General features: G+C 63.3%; 15 protein-coding genes and 1 pseudogene. 14 read left to right on the top strand and 2 right to left on the bottom strand.

Annotation, left to right across the window (positions count from 1 at the left end; all coding sequences use genetic code 11):
• The 3 genes from rpoB to yidD form a co-directional block, all read left to right on the top strand.
• The coding region (gene rpoB / locus ACR652_RS10295) for a DNA-directed RNA polymerase subunit beta (protein ID WP_434506421.1) at positions 1-1,849 on the top strand (1,849 nt) is incomplete at its 5' end.
• A 112-nt stretch (positions 1,850-1,961) separates the two neighbouring features.
• Entirely contained in the window at positions 1,962-6,137 is a 4,176-nt protein-coding gene (rpoC, locus tag ACR652_RS10290; RefSeq protein WP_434506420.1) for a DNA-directed RNA polymerase subunit beta', read from the top strand.
• Positions 6,138-6,338: 201 nt separating this feature from the next.
• On the top strand, positions 6,339-6,662 hold the full coding sequence (gene yidD / locus ACR652_RS10285; RefSeq protein ID WP_434506419.1) for a membrane protein insertion efficiency factor YidD: 324 nt from the start codon (positions 6,339-6,341) through the stop codon (positions 6,660-6,662).
• 56 nt (positions 6,663-6,718) lie between these two features.
• Here yidD and ACR652_RS10280 read toward each other — a convergent pair whose 3' ends face one another.
• Together ACR652_RS10280 and ACR652_RS10275 are read right to left on the bottom strand one after the other, a co-directional pair.
• A complete protein-coding gene (locus tag ACR652_RS10280) occupies positions 6,719-7,525 on the bottom strand; it encodes a hypothetical protein (RefSeq protein ID WP_434506418.1) in 807 nt (268 codons plus the stop codon).
• A gap of 72 nt (positions 7,526-7,597) precedes the next feature.
• Entirely contained in the window at positions 7,598-7,930 is a 333-nt protein-coding gene (locus tag ACR652_RS10275; protein WP_434506417.1) for a hypothetical protein, read from the bottom strand.
• Positions 7,931-8,058: 128 nt separating this feature from the next.
• On the opposite strand from ACR652_RS10275, the pseudogene ACR652_RS10270 reads away from it, so the two are divergent.
• The 11 genes and pseudogenes from ACR652_RS10270 to ACR652_RS10220 all read left to right on the top strand — a co-directional run.
• A pseudogene (locus tag ACR652_RS10270) lies at positions 8,059-8,253 on the top strand (helix-turn-helix domain-containing protein); the annotation flags it as partial.
• Positions 8,254-8,428: 175 nt separating this feature from the next.
• Positions 8,429-9,226: a DUF6456 domain-containing protein gene (locus ACR652_RS10265; RefSeq protein ID WP_434506416.1), complete on the top strand. Its 798-nt coding sequence runs from the start codon at positions 8,429-8,431 to the stop codon at positions 9,224-9,226.
• Positions 9,227-9,263: 37 nt separating this feature from the next.
• Positions 9,264-10,466, top strand: a complete 1,203-nt coding sequence (locus tag ACR652_RS10260; protein WP_434506415.1) for a tyrosine-type recombinase/integrase — start codon at positions 9,264-9,266, stop codon at positions 10,464-10,466.
• On the top strand, positions 10,463-11,152 hold the full coding sequence (locus tag ACR652_RS10255; RefSeq protein ID WP_434506414.1) for a hypothetical protein: 690 nt from the start codon (positions 10,463-10,465) through the stop codon (positions 11,150-11,152). The genes ACR652_RS10260 and ACR652_RS10255 overlap by 4 nt, the downstream gene beginning before the upstream one ends.
• A gap of 328 nt (positions 11,153-11,480) precedes the next feature.
• On the top strand, positions 11,481-11,909 hold the full coding sequence (locus ACR652_RS10250; protein ID WP_434506413.1) for a hypothetical protein: 429 nt from the start codon (positions 11,481-11,483) through the stop codon (positions 11,907-11,909).
• Positions 11,906-12,127 (top strand): hypothetical protein, encoded by a 222-nt coding sequence (locus tag ACR652_RS10245; RefSeq protein WP_434506412.1) that lies wholly within the window; start codon positions 11,906-11,908, stop codon positions 12,125-12,127. The genes ACR652_RS10250 and ACR652_RS10245 overlap by 4 nt, the downstream gene beginning before the upstream one ends.
• Positions 12,124-13,659 carry a DEAD/DEAH box helicase gene (locus ACR652_RS10240; RefSeq protein WP_434506411.1) on the top strand — a complete coding sequence of 512 codons (1,536 nt, stop codon included), beginning with the start codon at positions 12,124-12,126 and terminating at the stop codon, positions 13,657-13,659. Before ACR652_RS10245 ends, ACR652_RS10240 begins: the two co-directional genes overlap by 4 nt.
• Positions 13,652-14,059, top strand: a complete 408-nt coding sequence (locus ACR652_RS10235) for a hypothetical protein (protein ID WP_434506410.1) — start codon at positions 13,652-13,654, stop codon at positions 14,057-14,059. The genes ACR652_RS10240 and ACR652_RS10235 overlap by 8 nt, the downstream gene beginning before the upstream one ends.
• A 244-nt stretch (positions 14,060-14,303) precedes the next feature.
• Positions 14,304-14,708, top strand: coding sequence for a hypothetical protein (locus ACR652_RS10230; protein ID WP_434506409.1), 405 nt, complete (start codon positions 14,304-14,306; stop codon positions 14,706-14,708).
• 63 nt (positions 14,709-14,771) lie between these two features.
• Positions 14,772-14,978, top strand: coding sequence for a hypothetical protein (locus ACR652_RS10225; RefSeq protein WP_434506408.1), 207 nt, complete (start codon positions 14,772-14,774; stop codon positions 14,976-14,978).
• A 1-nt stretch (position 14,979) separates the two neighbouring features.
• The gene (locus tag ACR652_RS10220; protein WP_434506407.1) at positions 14,980-15,555 is read left to right on the top strand and encodes a hypothetical protein; all 576 of its coding nucleotides are present in this window, start codon (positions 14,980-14,982) and stop codon (positions 15,553-15,555) included.
• The last annotated feature ends 132 nt before the right edge of the window (positions 15,556-15,687 follow it).

Here is a 15,687-nt window from a genome sequence, read left to right as displayed (position 1 = left end):
GAAGAAGTTCCAGCGCTCCAACCAGTCGACCTGCATCACGCAGACGCCGCTGGTGAAGATTGGCGACGTTCTGCAGAAGGGCGACATCATCGCCGACGGCCCGTCGACCCAGCTCGGCGAGCTCGCGCTCGGGCGGAACGTGCTCGTCGCCTTCATGCCGTGGATGGGCTACAATTTCGAGGATTCCATCCTGATCTCCGAGCGCGTCGTCCGCGACGACGTCTTCACCTCGATCCATATCGAGGAATTCGAGACGATGGCGCGCGATACGAAACTCGGGCCGGAGGAAATCACGCGCGACATTCCGAACGTCGGCGAAGAAAACCTCAAGAACCTCGACGAAGCCGGCATCGCGTTCATCGGCGCCGAAGTCCGCGCCGGCGACATCCTGGTGGGCAAGGTAACGCCGAAGGGCGAGTCGCCGATGACCCCCGAGGAGAAGCTGCTGCGCGCCATCTTCGGCGAGAAGGCGTCGGTTGTGCGCGACACCTCGCTGCGCGTGCCGCCGGGCGTGCAGGGCACGATCGTCGAAGTGCGCGTGTTCAACCGCCATGGCGTCGAGAAGGACGAGCGCGCCCAGGCGATCGAGCGCGAGGAGATCGAGCGTCTCGCCAAGGACCGCGACGACGAGCTCGCCATCCTCGACCGCAACGTCTATGCGCGTCTCGCCGAGACGCTCATCGGCAAGAAGGCGATCGCCGGGCCGAAGAGCTTCAGGAAGGATCAGGAGCTGACGCAGGCGATCCTCGAAGAATATCCGCGCTCGCAGTGGTGGACCTTCGTCGTCGAGGACGACGCGCTGATGACCTCGATCGAGGCCGTCCGCAAGCAGTATGACGAGTCGAAGAAGGGCCTCGAAAACCGCTTCCTCGACAAGGTCGAGAAGCTCCAGCGCGGCGACGAGCTGCCGCCCGGCGTGATGAAGATGGTCAAGGTCTTCGTCGCGGTGAAGCGCAAGATTCAGCCCGGCGACAAGATGGCCGGCCGTCACGGCAACAAGGGCGTGGTCTCGCGCATCGTGCCGCAGGAGGACATGCCCTTCCTGGAAGACGGCACGCCTGTCGACATCGTTCTGAACCCGCTCGGCGTGCCGAGTCGCATGAACGTCGGCCAGATTCTGGAGACGCATCTCGGCTGGGCTTGCGCGGGGCTGGGCAAGCAGGTCGGCAAGGCCGTCGACGCCTATATGAAGTCGAAGGACGCCAAGCTGCTGCGCCATGCGCTGACCGACGTCTACGGGCAGGACCCGGAGATCGACACGGTCGACGAGTCGGTGCTCGTCGAAACGGCGAAGGATCTGCGCCGCGGCGTGCCGATCGCGACGCCCGTCTTCGACGGCGCCCGAGAGAAGGACATTGTCGACATGCTGACCAAGGCGGGCCTGTCCTCGTCCGGTCAGGTGACGCTGTTCGACGGCCGCACGGGCGAAACCTTCGATCGTAAGGTGACGGTGGGCTACATCTACATGCTGAAGCTCCACCACCTCGTCGACGACAAGATCCACGCGCGCTCGATCGGCCCCTACTCGCTCGTCACGCAGCAGCCGCTGGGCGGCAAGGCGCAGTTCGGCGGCCAGCGTTTCGGCGAAATGGAGGTCTGGGCGCTCGAAGCCTATGGCGCCGCCTACACGCTGCAGGAAATGCTGACCGTGAAATCGGACGACGTCGCTGGCCGCACCAAGGTCTATGAGTCGATCGTTCGCGGCGACGACACCTTCGAATCCGGCATTCCCGAGAGCTTCAACGTGCTCATCAAGGAAATGCGGTCGCTGGCGCTCAATGTCGAGCTGACCAACGCCGCCGTCGAGACGGACGAGATGGCGCCGTCGGCGGCGGAGGCTGCGGAATAGTCCCGAACGACTCGTCCTGATCCGGCGCGGCCGGATCAGGACTCCGCCGCCCTTTGAGATTTTACGACGCTGAACGCGCGGCCCGGCCGCCCCGGCGTCCCAGGAGAAGACCATGAATCAGCAAGAGGTCATGAATCTCTTCAATCCGGTCGTGGCGACGCAGGCCTTCGACCAGATTCAGATTTCGATCGCCAGCCCGGAGAAAATCCTCTCCTGGTCGTTCGGCGAGATCAAGAAGCCCGAGACCATCAACTACCGTACCTTCAAGCCCGAGCGCGACGGCCTGTTCTGCGCGCGCATCTTCGGGCCGATCAAGGATTACGAGTGCTTGTGCGGCAAGTACAAGCGCATGAAATACAAGGGCGTCATCTGCGAGAAGTGCGGCGTCGAAGTCACGCTCGCGCGCGTGCGCCGCGACCGCATGGGCCATATCTCGCTCGCGGCGCCGGTCGCGCATATCTGGTTCCTGAAGTCGCTGCCCTCGCGCATCGGCCTTCTGCTCGACATGACGCTGAAGGATCTCGAGCGCATCCTCTATTTCGAGTCCTATATCGTCATCGATCCGGGCCTCACGTCGCTGAAGGAGCGCCAGCTCCTCTCGGAAGAGGAATATCTGACGGCGCAGGATGAATTCGGCCAGGACACCTTCACCGCCATGATCGGCGCCGAGGCCATCCGCCGCCTGCTCGAGTCGATGGACCTCGAGGGCATTGCGGCGTCGCTGCGTCAGGAAATCGCTGAAGCCAAGACCGAGCTGAAACCCAAGAAGCTCGCCAAGCGCCTGAAGATCATCGAGGCCTTCATCCAGTCGGGCAACAAGCCCGAATGGATGATCCTCAAGGAGATTCCGGTCATCCCGCCGGACCTGCGTCCGCTCGTGCCGCTCGACGGCGGCCGTTTCGCGACGTCTGACCTCAATGATCTCTACCGCCGCGTCATCAACCGCAACAACCGCCTGAAGCGCCTCATCGAGCTGCGCGCGCCGGATATCATCATCCGCAACGAGAAGCGCATGCTTCAGGAGGCCGTCGACGCGCTGTTCGACAACGGCCGCCGCGGCCGCGTCATCACCGGCGCCAACAAGCGCCCGCTGAAGTCGCTCGCCGACATGCTGAAGGGCAAGCAGGGCCGCTTCCGCCAGAACCTGCTCGGCAAGCGCGTCGACTACTCCGGCCGCTCGGTGATCGTCGTCGGTCCCGAACTCAAGCTGCATCAGTGCGGCCTGCCGAAGAAGATGGCGCTGGAGCTGTTCAAGCCCTTCATCTATTCGCGTCTCGACGCCAAGGGCTATTCCGCGACCGTCAAGCAGGCGAAGAAGCTCGTCGAGAAGGAGAAGCCCGAGGTCTGGGATATCCTCGACGAGGTCATTCGCGAGCATCCGGTGCTGCTGAACCGCGCGCCGACGCTGCATCGCCTCGGCATTCAGGCCTTCGAGCCGGTGCTGATCGAGGGCAAGGCGATCCAGTTGCATCCGCTCGTCTGCGCGGCCTTCAACGCCGACTTCGACGGCGACCAGATGGCCGTGCACGTGCCGCTGTCGCTCGAGGCGCAGCTCGAAGCGCGCGTGCTGATGATGTCTACGAACAACATCCTGCACCCGGCCAATGGTCAGCCGATCATCGTGCCGTCGCAGGACATCGTTCTCGGCCTCTATTATCTGACGCTGGAGCGCGACGGCGAGCCGGGCCAGGGCATGTGCTTCGCCAGCCAGGGCGAGATCGAGCACGCGCTGGCGGCGAAGGCGATCACGCTGCATTCGAAAATCAAGGGCCGCGCCTGGACCTACAATGAGAAGGGCGAGCGCGTGTCGAAGATCTACGACACGACGCCGGGCCGACTCATCCTCGGCCAGCTCATGCCGAAGCACACCAAGATCCCCTTCGACGTCGTCAACAAGCTGATGACGAAGAAGGAAATCTCGAACATGATCGACACCGTCTACCGCAACTGCGGTCAGAAGGAGACGGTCATCTTCTGCGACCGCATCATGTCGCTTGGCTTCCGCGAAGCCTTCAAGGCGGGCATCTCCTTCGGCAAGGACGACATGGTCGTGCCGGAGACGAAGGAGAGGATCGTCTCCGAGACGCGCGCCGCCGCCAAGGAATATGAGCAGCAGTACAACGACGGCCTCATCACCCAGGGTGAGAAATACAACAAGGTCGTCGACGCCTGGATGAAGTGCACGGACAAGCTCGCCGAAGAGATGATGGTTCGCATCTCGTCGGTGAAGAAGGACGAGCACGGCCGCGACATGCCGATCAACTCGATCTACATGATGTCGCATTCGGGCGCGCGCGGTTCGCCGCAGCAGATGAAGCAGCTCGCCGCCATGCGCGGCCTGATGGCCAAGCCCTCGGGCGAGATCATCGAGAGCCCCATCATCTCGAACTTCAAGGAAGGCCTGACGGTTCTCGAATACTTCAACTCCACCCACGGCGCCCGCAAGGGCCTCGCGGATACGGCGCTGAAGACCGCGAACTCGGGTTATCTCACCCGCCGTCTCGTCGACGTGGCGCAGGATTCGATCATCTCCTCCACGGATTGCGGCTCCACGGGCGGCATCCGCATGCGGGCGATCATCGACGCCGGTCAGGTCGTCGCCTCGCTGGCGACGCGCATCCTCGGCCGCACCGCCGCCGAGGACCTCAAGGCGCCCGACGGCAAGGTGATCGTGCCGGCCGGCGAGATGATCCAGGAGTGGCATATCGAGCCGATCAACGCCGCCGGCATTCAGGAGGTGAAGATCCGTTCGGTGCTCACCTGCGAGGCCAAGAACGGCGTCTGCGCCAAGTGCTACGGCCGCGACCTCGCGCGCGGCACGCCCGTCAACATGGGCGAGGCCGTGGGCGTCATCGCGGCGCAGTCGATCGGCGAGCCGGGCACGCAGCTCACCATGCGCACCTTCCACATCGGCGGCGCGGCGCAGCTTGCGGACCAGTCCTTCATCGAGTCGAACTTCGAGGGCACGGTCCATCTGCGCAACCGCCATGTCGCCCGCAACTCGGACGGCGATCTGATCGTCATGGCGCGCAACGTCGCCGTGGTGATCCTCGGTCCGGATGGAACCGAGCGCGCGGTCAACCGTATCCAGTACGGCGCCAAGCTGAAGATCGACGAGGGCGATCAGATCAAGCGCGGCCAGCGCATCGCCGAGTGGGACCCCTATACGCGTCCCATCATCAGCGAGATCGACGGCGTCATCGGCTTCGAGGATCTCGTCGAAGGCCAGTCGATGTCGGAAACGGTCGACGAGTCGACCGGCATCGCCAAGCGCATGGTCATGGATTATCGCCTCAACCTGCGTTCGGCGAGCCTGAAGCCGTCGATCGTGATCAAGGGCCCCGACGGCAAGATCGGCAAGCTGCAACGCGGCGGCGACGCGCGCTATCTGCTGCCGGTGGACTCGATCATCGCGGTCGAGCCTGGCGGCACGGTGAAGGCGGGCGACATTGTCGCGCGTATTTCGGTGGAGAGCGCCAAGACCCGCGACATCACCGGCGGTCTGCCGCGCGTCGCGGAGCTGTTCGAAGCCCGGCGTCCGAAGGATCACGCGATCATCGCGGAGATCTCCGGCACGGTGCAGTTCGGCCGCGACTACAAGAACAAGCAGCGCCTCAGCATCATCCCGTCCGAAGAGGGCGCGGAGCCGGTGGAATATCTGATCCCGAAGGGCAAGCACATCCACCTTCAGGACGGCGACGTGGTCGAGAAGGGCGATTACATCGTCGACGGCAATCCGGCGCCGCACGACATTCTGGCGATCAAGGGCGTGGAGGAGCTCGCGGCTTACCTCGTCAACGAGATCCAGGAGGTCTATCGTCTGCAGGGCGTGAACATCAACGACAAGCACATCGAAGTGATCGTGCGTCAGATGTTGCAGAAGATCGACATCGTCGATCCGGGCGACACCGGCTTCCTCGAAGGCGAGCAGGTGGATCACGTCGAGTTGGACGAGGCCAACGCCAGGGCGATCGAGAATGGCGGCAAGCCGGCGTCCGGCACGCCGGTGCTTCTCGGCATCACCAAGGCGTCGTTGCAGACGCGGTCGTTCTTCTCCGCCGCCTCCTTCCAGGAGACGACGCGCGTCCTCACCGAGGCCGCCGTCAACGGCAAGATCGACCCGCTGGTCGGCCTCAAGGAGAACGTCATCGTCGGCCGTCTCATCCCGGCCGGCACGGGCGCGGCGATGGCCAAGTTCCGTGGCATCGCCAGCGGCCGCGACGATCTGATCATCGAGCAGCGCGCGGAAAGCGCCGAGCCGGCCCCGGCCCTGCCCGCGGCGGAGTGAGGCGCATCGGCGCGACAGAATGGAGGCCGCCCCGTGTGGGCGGCCTTTGTCGTTTTATAAGGAACAAGCAGGCTGCGGCTTGCCCCTCACCCTGACCCTCTCCCCGCAAACGGGAGAGGGGATCGACGCCAACTCCCTCTCCCCGTGAGCGGGGAGAGGGCTGGGGTGAGGGGCAACGCCGCCGCGACTGTGGACTGCCCCATGATCGACACGCTTCTCTCCGTCCCCGCCCGCGCCGCGCGCGCGCTGATCCTGCTCTATCGCGTGACCTTCTCGGCCTTCGCGGGCAGAAGCTGCCGCTATGCGCCGACCTGTTCGGAATATGCGGACGAAGCCATTCATCGTCACGGGCTCTGGGCCGGCGGCTGGATGGGCTTCGCGCGTATCTGCCGCTGTCGGCCGGGAGGCGGCGAGGGATTCGATCCCGTGCCGGAGACATTGCCCGACACCGCCAGCGCGGTGACGCCCTGGCGTTATGCGCGTTGGCGGGGGCCGTTTCGGTGTGAAGGGGTGGAAGACAGCTAATACCCCCACCCCAGCCCTCCCCCTTGCAGGGGGAGGGTCAGGGTGGGGGTCCCCCATCAAGACTTCGCCATCAGCTCCAGCGCCAGTCCGTAGATGCGCGTGCGCGACGCCTCCGGCAACGTGCGGAGCACTTCGAGATAGGTCTGCCCGGCCGCGCACATTTTCGCGTCGTCGAGCGGCGGGTCGGGCATCTTGCCGTCGAGAAGCGCGTCAATCTCCGCCTTGTCGAGGCCGCGCGCCGCGAGCGCTTTCTCGAGCGTCTTGAAATCGGCCTCGTTGGGCTGTTCGCGCGCAATGTTCTTGCTCTTGCCGCTCACCATCGCATCGAGACCCGCCGTCGCCATGTCGGCGATGAGTGGGCGCTGAGACGCGGCGAAACGCTGGAAATCCAGATTGGTCGCGCCATAGAGGAAGGCGACGCACATCTTCTTGTCCTCGCGCGCCACAGCCTGCAACACTTCGAGCTGCTTCGCGAAGACGCGCGACATGGCGTCGGGCTCGGCCTTGGCGGCAAGCGCGCCATGCGACTGGCGCAGGCGGCGCACCGCTTCGGAAAGATAATAATCCGCGCTCTGCTCGGTCTTCGTCTCGGACAGACGCGTTGCGAATTCTTTCAGAGCCTGCTCGTAATCGGTCGTGAAGGTCTCGCGCAGCCGCGCGAAGAAACGCGCATATTCCGGCGATTGCGCGATCTCCGTCTCGATCAGCTGGCGGGCCGAGCCGGGATCGAGCGGACCCATGAGACCCGCGAAGGGTCCGCCGGGCCGCGGCGGACTCACCGCCAGGACCATCAATCCGACGCCAAGACAGATCGCCACCACGGCGGCGGCGGCAAGGGCCAGTATTCTCTCGATCAGCAGCATTCAGCGGGCCTCTGGCGCGGCAAGCAGGTCGGTTGAATTTATGCAATGGCGACGATCCTGGAAAGCGCTTCCTCACGAGGCGCGAAGCCGCGCGAGCCGCGCGCTTTCGGCCCGATGCGCGACAAGCAGCGCGATGTGCCGATTGAGATCATAGGTCCAGTGACCCCGACGGGCGCGCTCAAGCCGCAGGGCGCGCTTGATTTCCTTTAGCACGGCGCGGGCCGCCTCCGGCGTTTCGCTCAGGATCGTCTCTCGCGACAGGCGGTGAAACCGCGCCAGCGCATGCGCGCGGTCATAGACGGCGAGATTGGCGTTCAGCGCGGCGTCGACGGCCGGCCGCGCGCCGCCGCGCAGTCTCTCGTCCGTCCGCTTCTTGGCGTCGCCGGGGAGTGTGGATCGAACCATGGGGGCGCTCCTTTCGATGCCCCCAAGCATCGCTCAAGATTCGTCCCTGGGGATAGAATTTTTTCCTTGAATAGGATTTTATTCCGATCTAGCCTTCTGACACTGTCACCCGCCTGTCAGGAGGCCCCATGACCAGCGCTTTCCAAACGAAGAGCTTTCCCCCGCCCTGCCCCATCGCGGGCCTCGGCGCCGCGGCGGCGGCGGCGGCGACGGGCGTGCCGCTCGCCGCCATTCACGCACCGCGCCGGTGCCGGCAGCGCGTGGCGCAGGCGCGCCAGCTTGCGATCTATCTGCACCATGTCACGATGGGCGACAGCGTCTCCTCCTGCGCAAGGCATTTCGCCCGCGACCGGACTACGATCCGCTACGCCTGCGCGCGGATCGAGGATCTGCGGGAGGATCCCGCCTTGATCGCTGCGCCCGCCGGCTTGAGCGCGCGGTGGCCGCGCAGCGGGACATGGTGCGCGCGCTCATCGCCGAAACCAGCGGAGCCGCGTAATGACCCGCGCCGTTCGAAACAAACCCGACGCCGCAGCGACGCGCGCCTTGCTCCGCCTTCTTCAGGCGCTTGCGGAAACCGGCGCGGGCGGCGCCCCGAGCGACCTCGAAGACGAGACCATCGTCGTTCTGGCCCCCCGCAATGGCGTCACCATCGTGCGGGCGCGCCTTGCGGCCGCAACCGGCCGGATGGCGGTCAGCCAGGGCCTCGCCGGCTGGACGCAGGACGGCGCGGCGCGGCGCCTGCGGCTGACGGACGCGGGACGCGCCTGGCTTCGGCGGCAGGCGACGGATGACGAGGAGCTGGACCCTTTTCGCGCCCAGCATGCGGAGTGTCGCCGCCGCCCGCTGGAGAAGGGCGCGAAACCCTCGCTCGTGAATGACGCGGAAAGCCCGCTCGCCTGGCTCGCGCGGCGCAAGGGCGCGGATGGGAAAGCCTTTCTCGGACCGGCGCAGGTCGAAGCCGGGGAACGCTTTCGCCGCGACATCGAACAGGCTCAGATTCTGCAAAGAGTCACGGCGAGCTGGGAGGCGACCGCCTCCGCGTCCCGGCGCGGCGCGCCGGCCGGCGTTGTGGTGACCGACCTGGTCATCGACGCGCGCAAGCGCCTTTCCCGCGCCTGCGAGGCCGTCGGCCCCGACCTCGCGGGGCTCCTCACCGACGTCTGCGGCTATCTGAAAGGGCTTGAGAATTCGACGGTTTCCCAGCGGTTTACTGGCTTTCCCCGTCATTCCCACGCCACTTGTGCTTCAATGATTTACGTTGCAAGCTCATTCCTCAGAGTTCCTGCGGTTTGATTTGCGGTGCCGACTTGGTGCCGACTCGGAGACGCCTTTGGCCGTCTTGAAATTGACCAAGCGGACAGTCGACGCGCTCAAGCCCGCCGAGGTTCCGTATCTCGCCCGCGACGCTGACCTGAAGGGCTTCGCTGTCCGCGTTGGCCGGAAAGGGCCAGTATCGTGGGTGGTCGCATATCGCCCTCCTCCAGGCGGGCGAGGCGTTCCCGAAAAAATCTATACGCTCGGTGCCCTCTCCAAGTTCACACCCGACCAGGCGCGCCGCGCAGCCGCCGAATTGCTGGCCCGTGTGCGCCTCGGGGCCGATCCCGCCGCCGAGCGAGCTGAAAAGCGAAAGGCGCTAACTCTGACCGAGCTGTTAAACCTCTTTGACGAGCAATACCTCGCGACGATGGTTAAACAGAAGACTGCCGTTAACAACCGAATCGGTCTCGCAGAGCTCCGGCGCGCCTATGGCGGCATGAAGGCGGAGAGCCTCGGGCGGGCGCATATCGCTGCGCTCCACGCAAAAATGGCAGATAGGCCATATGCGGCCAATCGCGCGCTCGCCGTATGGGCGCGGGCGTTCTCCTGGGGCGGCGAGCGTGGCCTTGTCCCAGAGGGCCACAACCCAGCCAAAGGCCTTAAGCGGTATCGGGAGCAAGGACGGGAGCGTTTCTTAACGACTGAGGAACTGGGGCGCCTCGGAGACGCCCTTCGCCTAGAAAGTGACCCGTTCGCCGCCGCGGCCATCCGCCTTCTTATCCTCACTGGCGCCAGACTTCGCGAAATCCTCCATTCCCAGTGGTCGCAGGTGGATTTTGAGCGGGGAGCGATCTTTCTCGCCGACTCGAAAACGGGGAAAAAGCCAGTCCACCTCTCTGCCGCTGCCCAAGCTGTTCTCTCCGGCCTGCCTCGCGTCGCTGGCAACCCTTTCATCTTCGTGGGCAAAACCCCCGGCCAGCCCAGATTCGATATTAATGGGCCTTGGCGGCGCGTATGCCGGGGAGCGGGCCTTGAAGGGGTCAGGATTCACGACCTGAGACATAGCTTCGCCAGCTTTGGCGCCGGCGCTTCGCTCGGCCTGCCCATCATCGGGCGCTTGCTCGGTCACACTCAATCCTCAACTACGCAGAAATACGCCCACCTCGCCGATGACCCCGTAAAGCGCGCCGCGGAGACGATCGGCGCGACGATTTCCGCTGCGATGGACGGCAGTAAGGACGGCGACGTTATTGAAATCAGGAAGCGCCAGAAATGAGCGCTTTGCGCCATCGCCGAGACGGTCGAAAGACCACGAAGAAAAAACCCGGGCCGAAGCAGAAAAACGTCGTCGATTCGAAGGACCGTGACCTCTTCATCCTTCTTCACGCGCTGACTCGTTATCCGAAGCTCAAGACCGTGTTTCAAGGAGCCGACGAAACGACCCCTCTAGGCCGGAAGCTCGCTTACTTGACGGTTGCGATCATTCAAGGTGACGCAATAGAGACGCGACCAGGCGCAGTCGTATGCTCGGAAAAGCTCGCCGACGCCGCCGATGCGCTTATAAAGCAATATCGGGAGATCACGCGCGACCGTGCGCGCAAGGATGAACTGGCATCCCTCAATAAATGGGCTCAAGCACTCTTTATGGCCGCGACGCCAAAGAGGGCCGCGCTGCCAGATCATCCGATTGTCGCAACCCCGGGTGGTCTGTTCGGCGCGAAGGCATGGACAACGAAAAGGGTCCTCAAGAATGCCGCGGCAGAGCACACCAAAGGCGAACCGCCTTGGATAATGGCTGCAAGGCTCGGCGCGTTGGCCGCAGCCGACTACCAGACCGCCAGCCGCGGCGTGGCGGAGTCTGGGTTCGATGACTTGAAGTCGATCGGCTTCCCTGTCGAGAAAGTTTTTTCGCGATTAGGTTTCACGCAAACCACTGAAACTAAGTCGAAAAGCGAAGATTAATTCATCCGGGTCTCAGCCCGACGCAGCTATTCCCAAGCACTGAAATATGCCGATAATTCCATGCCATTCCCGCGCTACTTCGGCGCTTTATCAAAGGGGAATGGAATGGAAACCGCCCAGCGTTCGCGCAGCGTGCTCTTGCCTCCGACCGATACGGCCAAACGGCTAAATCTCTCGACCTCTTGCCTCGCAAAATGGCGCTTGATCGGGCACGGGCCTGAGTTCCTGAAGATTGGTGGCCGCGTCTTTTACGAGGAAGGCGCCCTCGAGTCCTGGATCGCCTCTTGCCGCCGTCGCTCCACTTCTGATTGTGGCGAGGCAGCCTAGGATGCAGCCCCCTAACGTGAAAGGGGCCGCCACCCGGCGCGACGCGGGTGACGACCCCCAAGAGCAGCTTCCCGGCCGACTCGACGCAGAAAATATGCAGCTCCTGCCAAACGGTCAACCGGCGCCGAGCCACTGCGCAGAGGCGTCGATCGAATGGCGCCGGGAGCAGTCTAAGCGCCGCGCGCGCCCCGACGATCCGCCTCCGCTCCCAGCTTCTCCCGCCGTGCAGGCCGTGCGCGTCGCCGAGGTTTTTGACAATCTCCGCGAGCTAAATCGCTACACAATTGCGGCTATGTGCGCGATCTCGGCCCGTGACTTCAATCTTGCCGCTGCTTGCCTCGCGGATTTTACGACGCTCACCCGCTACGCCCTCAAGACTTGGGATGAACACGAGGCGGCCCGCAAGGCCGAGGAAGAGGGGGCGGCATGAGTCGTCACCTCGAAATCTGGCGTGCTTCCGACGGGGTCATCTGTGTCTCAGGATACGAGATGCTTCGAAGCGGTGGCGTTGCGACTCTCTTCGTGCATGAAGTCCATGATCATCGTGCGGCGCTGGCTATTGCGCTCGCAACCGGCTGGACGATCAGCCGGGACGAAGTGCGCGGTGCCGGCGCTGTCTCATTCTCTAGCGAATGGGGGCGGGCGTGATAGATTTCTTCAGCAACAACCCCGTCGGAACCCTGAAGGCGCTCCACGACTATCAGCAAACGGGCAATATCAATATCCTCGAAGCTTTGCGAGCGAATCCCTCAGAGCGCATCATCGCCGTGGCTGCCACAGGCGCAGGCAAGACGGTGATGTTCTGCCATCTGATCGACGCATGGCGTCGAGCCGGTCTCAAGGTTGGTGTTCTTGTATTCGACAAGACGCTCGTGAACCAAACTGTCACGCGCCTGTTTGAAAACGGTATAACAAACGTCGGGGTTATTCAGGCTGATAACCCCGCTTTCGATTGGGACGCACCGGTTCAGGTCATTAGCGTCATGACGATGGCGAAGCGCCGAAAGCGCTGGCCTGCCGATGTCTACGTCGTGGATGAGGCACACCGGAACAACGATTATTTGTTCCGGCTGATGCGGGAAATCCCTCACGTTCCATTCGTCGGCTTTACCGCGACGCCTGCCACGAAGGGGCTCGGAAGGCATTATAAGAAGCTCATTCAAATCGCGTCGATGCGGGAATTGATCGAGCGTGGGTTCCTTGCCGATTTCACGGTTTACGCGCCAGCCCAGAAGCAGATTGAGAAGGCGGTTGCTGGCGTCGCTGTAAAGGCTGGCGAATTCGTTCAAGATCAGCTCGCGGACGCTGTGGATAAAGCGGAGATTGTCGGCGACATTTTTGCCCACTGGCTGCGTCTCGCCGCCTATCTTCAAACGCTCATCTTCGCAGTCAATCGAAAGCACGCGAAGCACATTTGCCAGGTGTTTCGGGAGGCTGGGATCGCGGTCGAATATTTAGACGGAGACACCCGAGACCTCGATCGAGCCGCGATCCTTCGCCGCTTCGAACGGAAAGAAGTGCAGGTGATTGTAAATATTGGCGTTCTGACGACAGGTTTCGACTCTTACGTCGAGGCTGTTGTGGACGCTCACCCGACGAAATCAGTCATCTTGTATATTCAGACTTGGGGCAGAGCTCTCCGCAAGAAGCCGGATGGCAGGAAAGCCATTTTCATCGACCATAGTGGAAATTGCTTGCGCCTTGGGCTGCCTACCGACATCGAGTTCGAAGAGCTTGATGATGGACGCGTGGGCAAGGCTGGCGAGCGTAAGAAGAAAGAACGCAAAGAACCCCTCCCGAGGCTCTGCGAGGAATGCAGCGCCGTCATCCAGCGTGATGCCGACAAGTGCCCACAATGCGGGTGGGTTAAGCCTGCGCACACATCCGTAATACACAAGCCGGGCAACCTCGCGATTTACGGGTCAGAGGGCATAGGCGGGGCGTCCTGGGCTGAGAAATACGAGTTCGCCTCCGAACTTTTCTGGATCGTCCGCGAGCGTGGTTACAAGACCGCGTGGGCGAAATTCAAGATCGAGGAACGTTTCGGAATCAAAATAGGCTGGGACCACGCCCTAATGAAGGCGAGGCCGAAAGAGCCGACCCTGACGACAAGAAACTGGGTCAGGTCGCGCGCGATCGCCTTTGCGAAAGCGAGGGAGAAAGGCGTGGCCAATGGCTAAAACCAACAAAACGGGCCGTTCCAAGGGCCACGGGCGCTTCGTCCAGGTGCACGAATACATGATGCGGAGCTACGCATGGTCGCGGCTTTCGCCGCTGGCGCGATGCGCCTGGCTTGAAATAAACCTGTTCTTCAATGGTTCGAACAATGGCCGGCTCGCTATATCTGCTCGCGCCCTTGCTGGGCGCTTGGGCGTCGGCAAGTCATCGGCAACCCGAGCTACTGACGAACTCCTGCGCTGGGGCTTCTTGGACATCGTTGTGAGATCAGACTTCCACAAGACCAAGTGCGCGACCGAATACCGCCTTACGCACCTTCCATGCGACGCAACGGGAACGGCGGCGAATAAGCGGTTCATGAAAATAGCGAGCATCGTCGGGACAGCGGAGGCGGCAGAATGATTAACCCGCGTCCAGTCGCTTTAGGCCCATGGGCGGGCCTATGGGTGAAATTCCTTAGGCCCGCCCATGGGCCGCTTAGGCCCATCCATGGGCCAATTCAGGCCCACCCATGGGCCTATGGTCTCATATTAGGCCCACTAGCGGGCCTAATTGTCACAAAAGTGACCCCCTCTCAGGCCCGCCCATGGGCCACTTATAATATACCATGGACGGGTCGCGGGCCGAGAGCGACGGGGGACAGCCGATGACCGCTGACCCCCGCCTCGCCGCTGCCCTCGCCGCCCTCCCGCCCGCCGACACGGACGCGGACCTTGCCAGCGCCATCGCTGTCATTGCCGAGGCCGCTTCCGAAATGACCGACTCCCGCCGCGAGGGCCTCCGCGCCACGATAGACGCCGCTCTGCGCGCCGCCCGTGCTGCCAGGTTTGACCGACGGGACGCCCTAATCCGGGAGCTGCTCGAGACCCGCTTCGGCCATGGCGCGCTGTGTGGCCGCTGCAAAAGACTCGCGGAGTCGTGGATTGAACACGTGACCCGCCGCACTGACGATCCAGAGCTGCAACGGCTAACCGCGTTGAACGGCGGCAAGACCATCGGCCACGGGCAGCTCAAAAACATCGCCGAGGGGCATCGCGCTGAAACATATTAAGTCGTGAGGCTTGAACTTAATAAACCGCGCCTGTCATGCTTGGCGCAAATCAGCGGAGGCCCGATGAAAACCATCGAATTCACTGTGAACACGCAAGTCTGGCCCTGCCTTTACGCAGCCGGCGAGGTTGCATCGTTTGACGACAATGTCGCGGACCATCTCGTCAAAACCGGCCGCGCCAAATTCAACAAAACGCTGCTCAATCGCGTCGCCGATCTGATTGCGCCGAAGAAAACCGCGGCGGCCGGCGCTGGCAAATTGGAGGAATAACATGGGATTTTTCAGCTTTTTGAGGAGCCAGAGCGCCGACGCAGCCGCGACCGTAGAGGGCCGCGTCGTGGCCATCGCCGAGGATCTCCAGGCGGTGGAAAGCGAGCGCGCCCGCCTTCACGGGGAGATCGCTGGCCATGCAGCGAAGAGAAAAGCCATGCTCATCGATGAGAGCGTGAGCGAAGATCAGTTGATCAAGTTCGACATGACGACAGAGCGTCATCACGCGCGGTTGGAGCGGTTGGACGAGCTCGAGCGCGTGCTGCAAGGCCGCCTCCAGGATGCCCAGCGGGAACTCGCCGAGCGCGCGGCGCGGGAGACTTTCGACGAACGGCACAATGCGCTCGAAGCGTTTCACGAAGCAATGACGGTCGCGCTTGCGAAGCTCGAAGCGGTCCAGCGCACCCATGAGCAGCACCATCAGGCGGCGCGGGCCGCTGGCCAGAGCGCTCATCACTGGGGCGATGGTCCTCTCGTTATCTCCCCCGAGGCCGTCCAGAACTTCGGCAAAAGGCTGGCATCCTCGCGCGCTCACGAGGACAGCCGCCGCGCGGCAGTGGACAATGCCCATGAGTGACGCCATCCGCGCTCTCGCCGTTCATGAGGCCGGACATGCCGCAGCGGCTTTCGTCCTCGGGCTCCCCGTCAATGATGTTGTGGTCCAGTCCCGCGATGGCGCGACGCGACTCTCTGGCTACGTCGGGCGGTA

Origin of the sequence: Methylocystis sp., from assembly GCF_051061225.1 — a bacterium.
GTDB lineage: Bacteria > Pseudomonadota > Alphaproteobacteria > Rhizobiales > Beijerinckiaceae > Methylocystis.
Note: the sequence above shows the minus strand (reverse complement) of the source record. Positions and strands in the feature narration are given on the sequence as shown.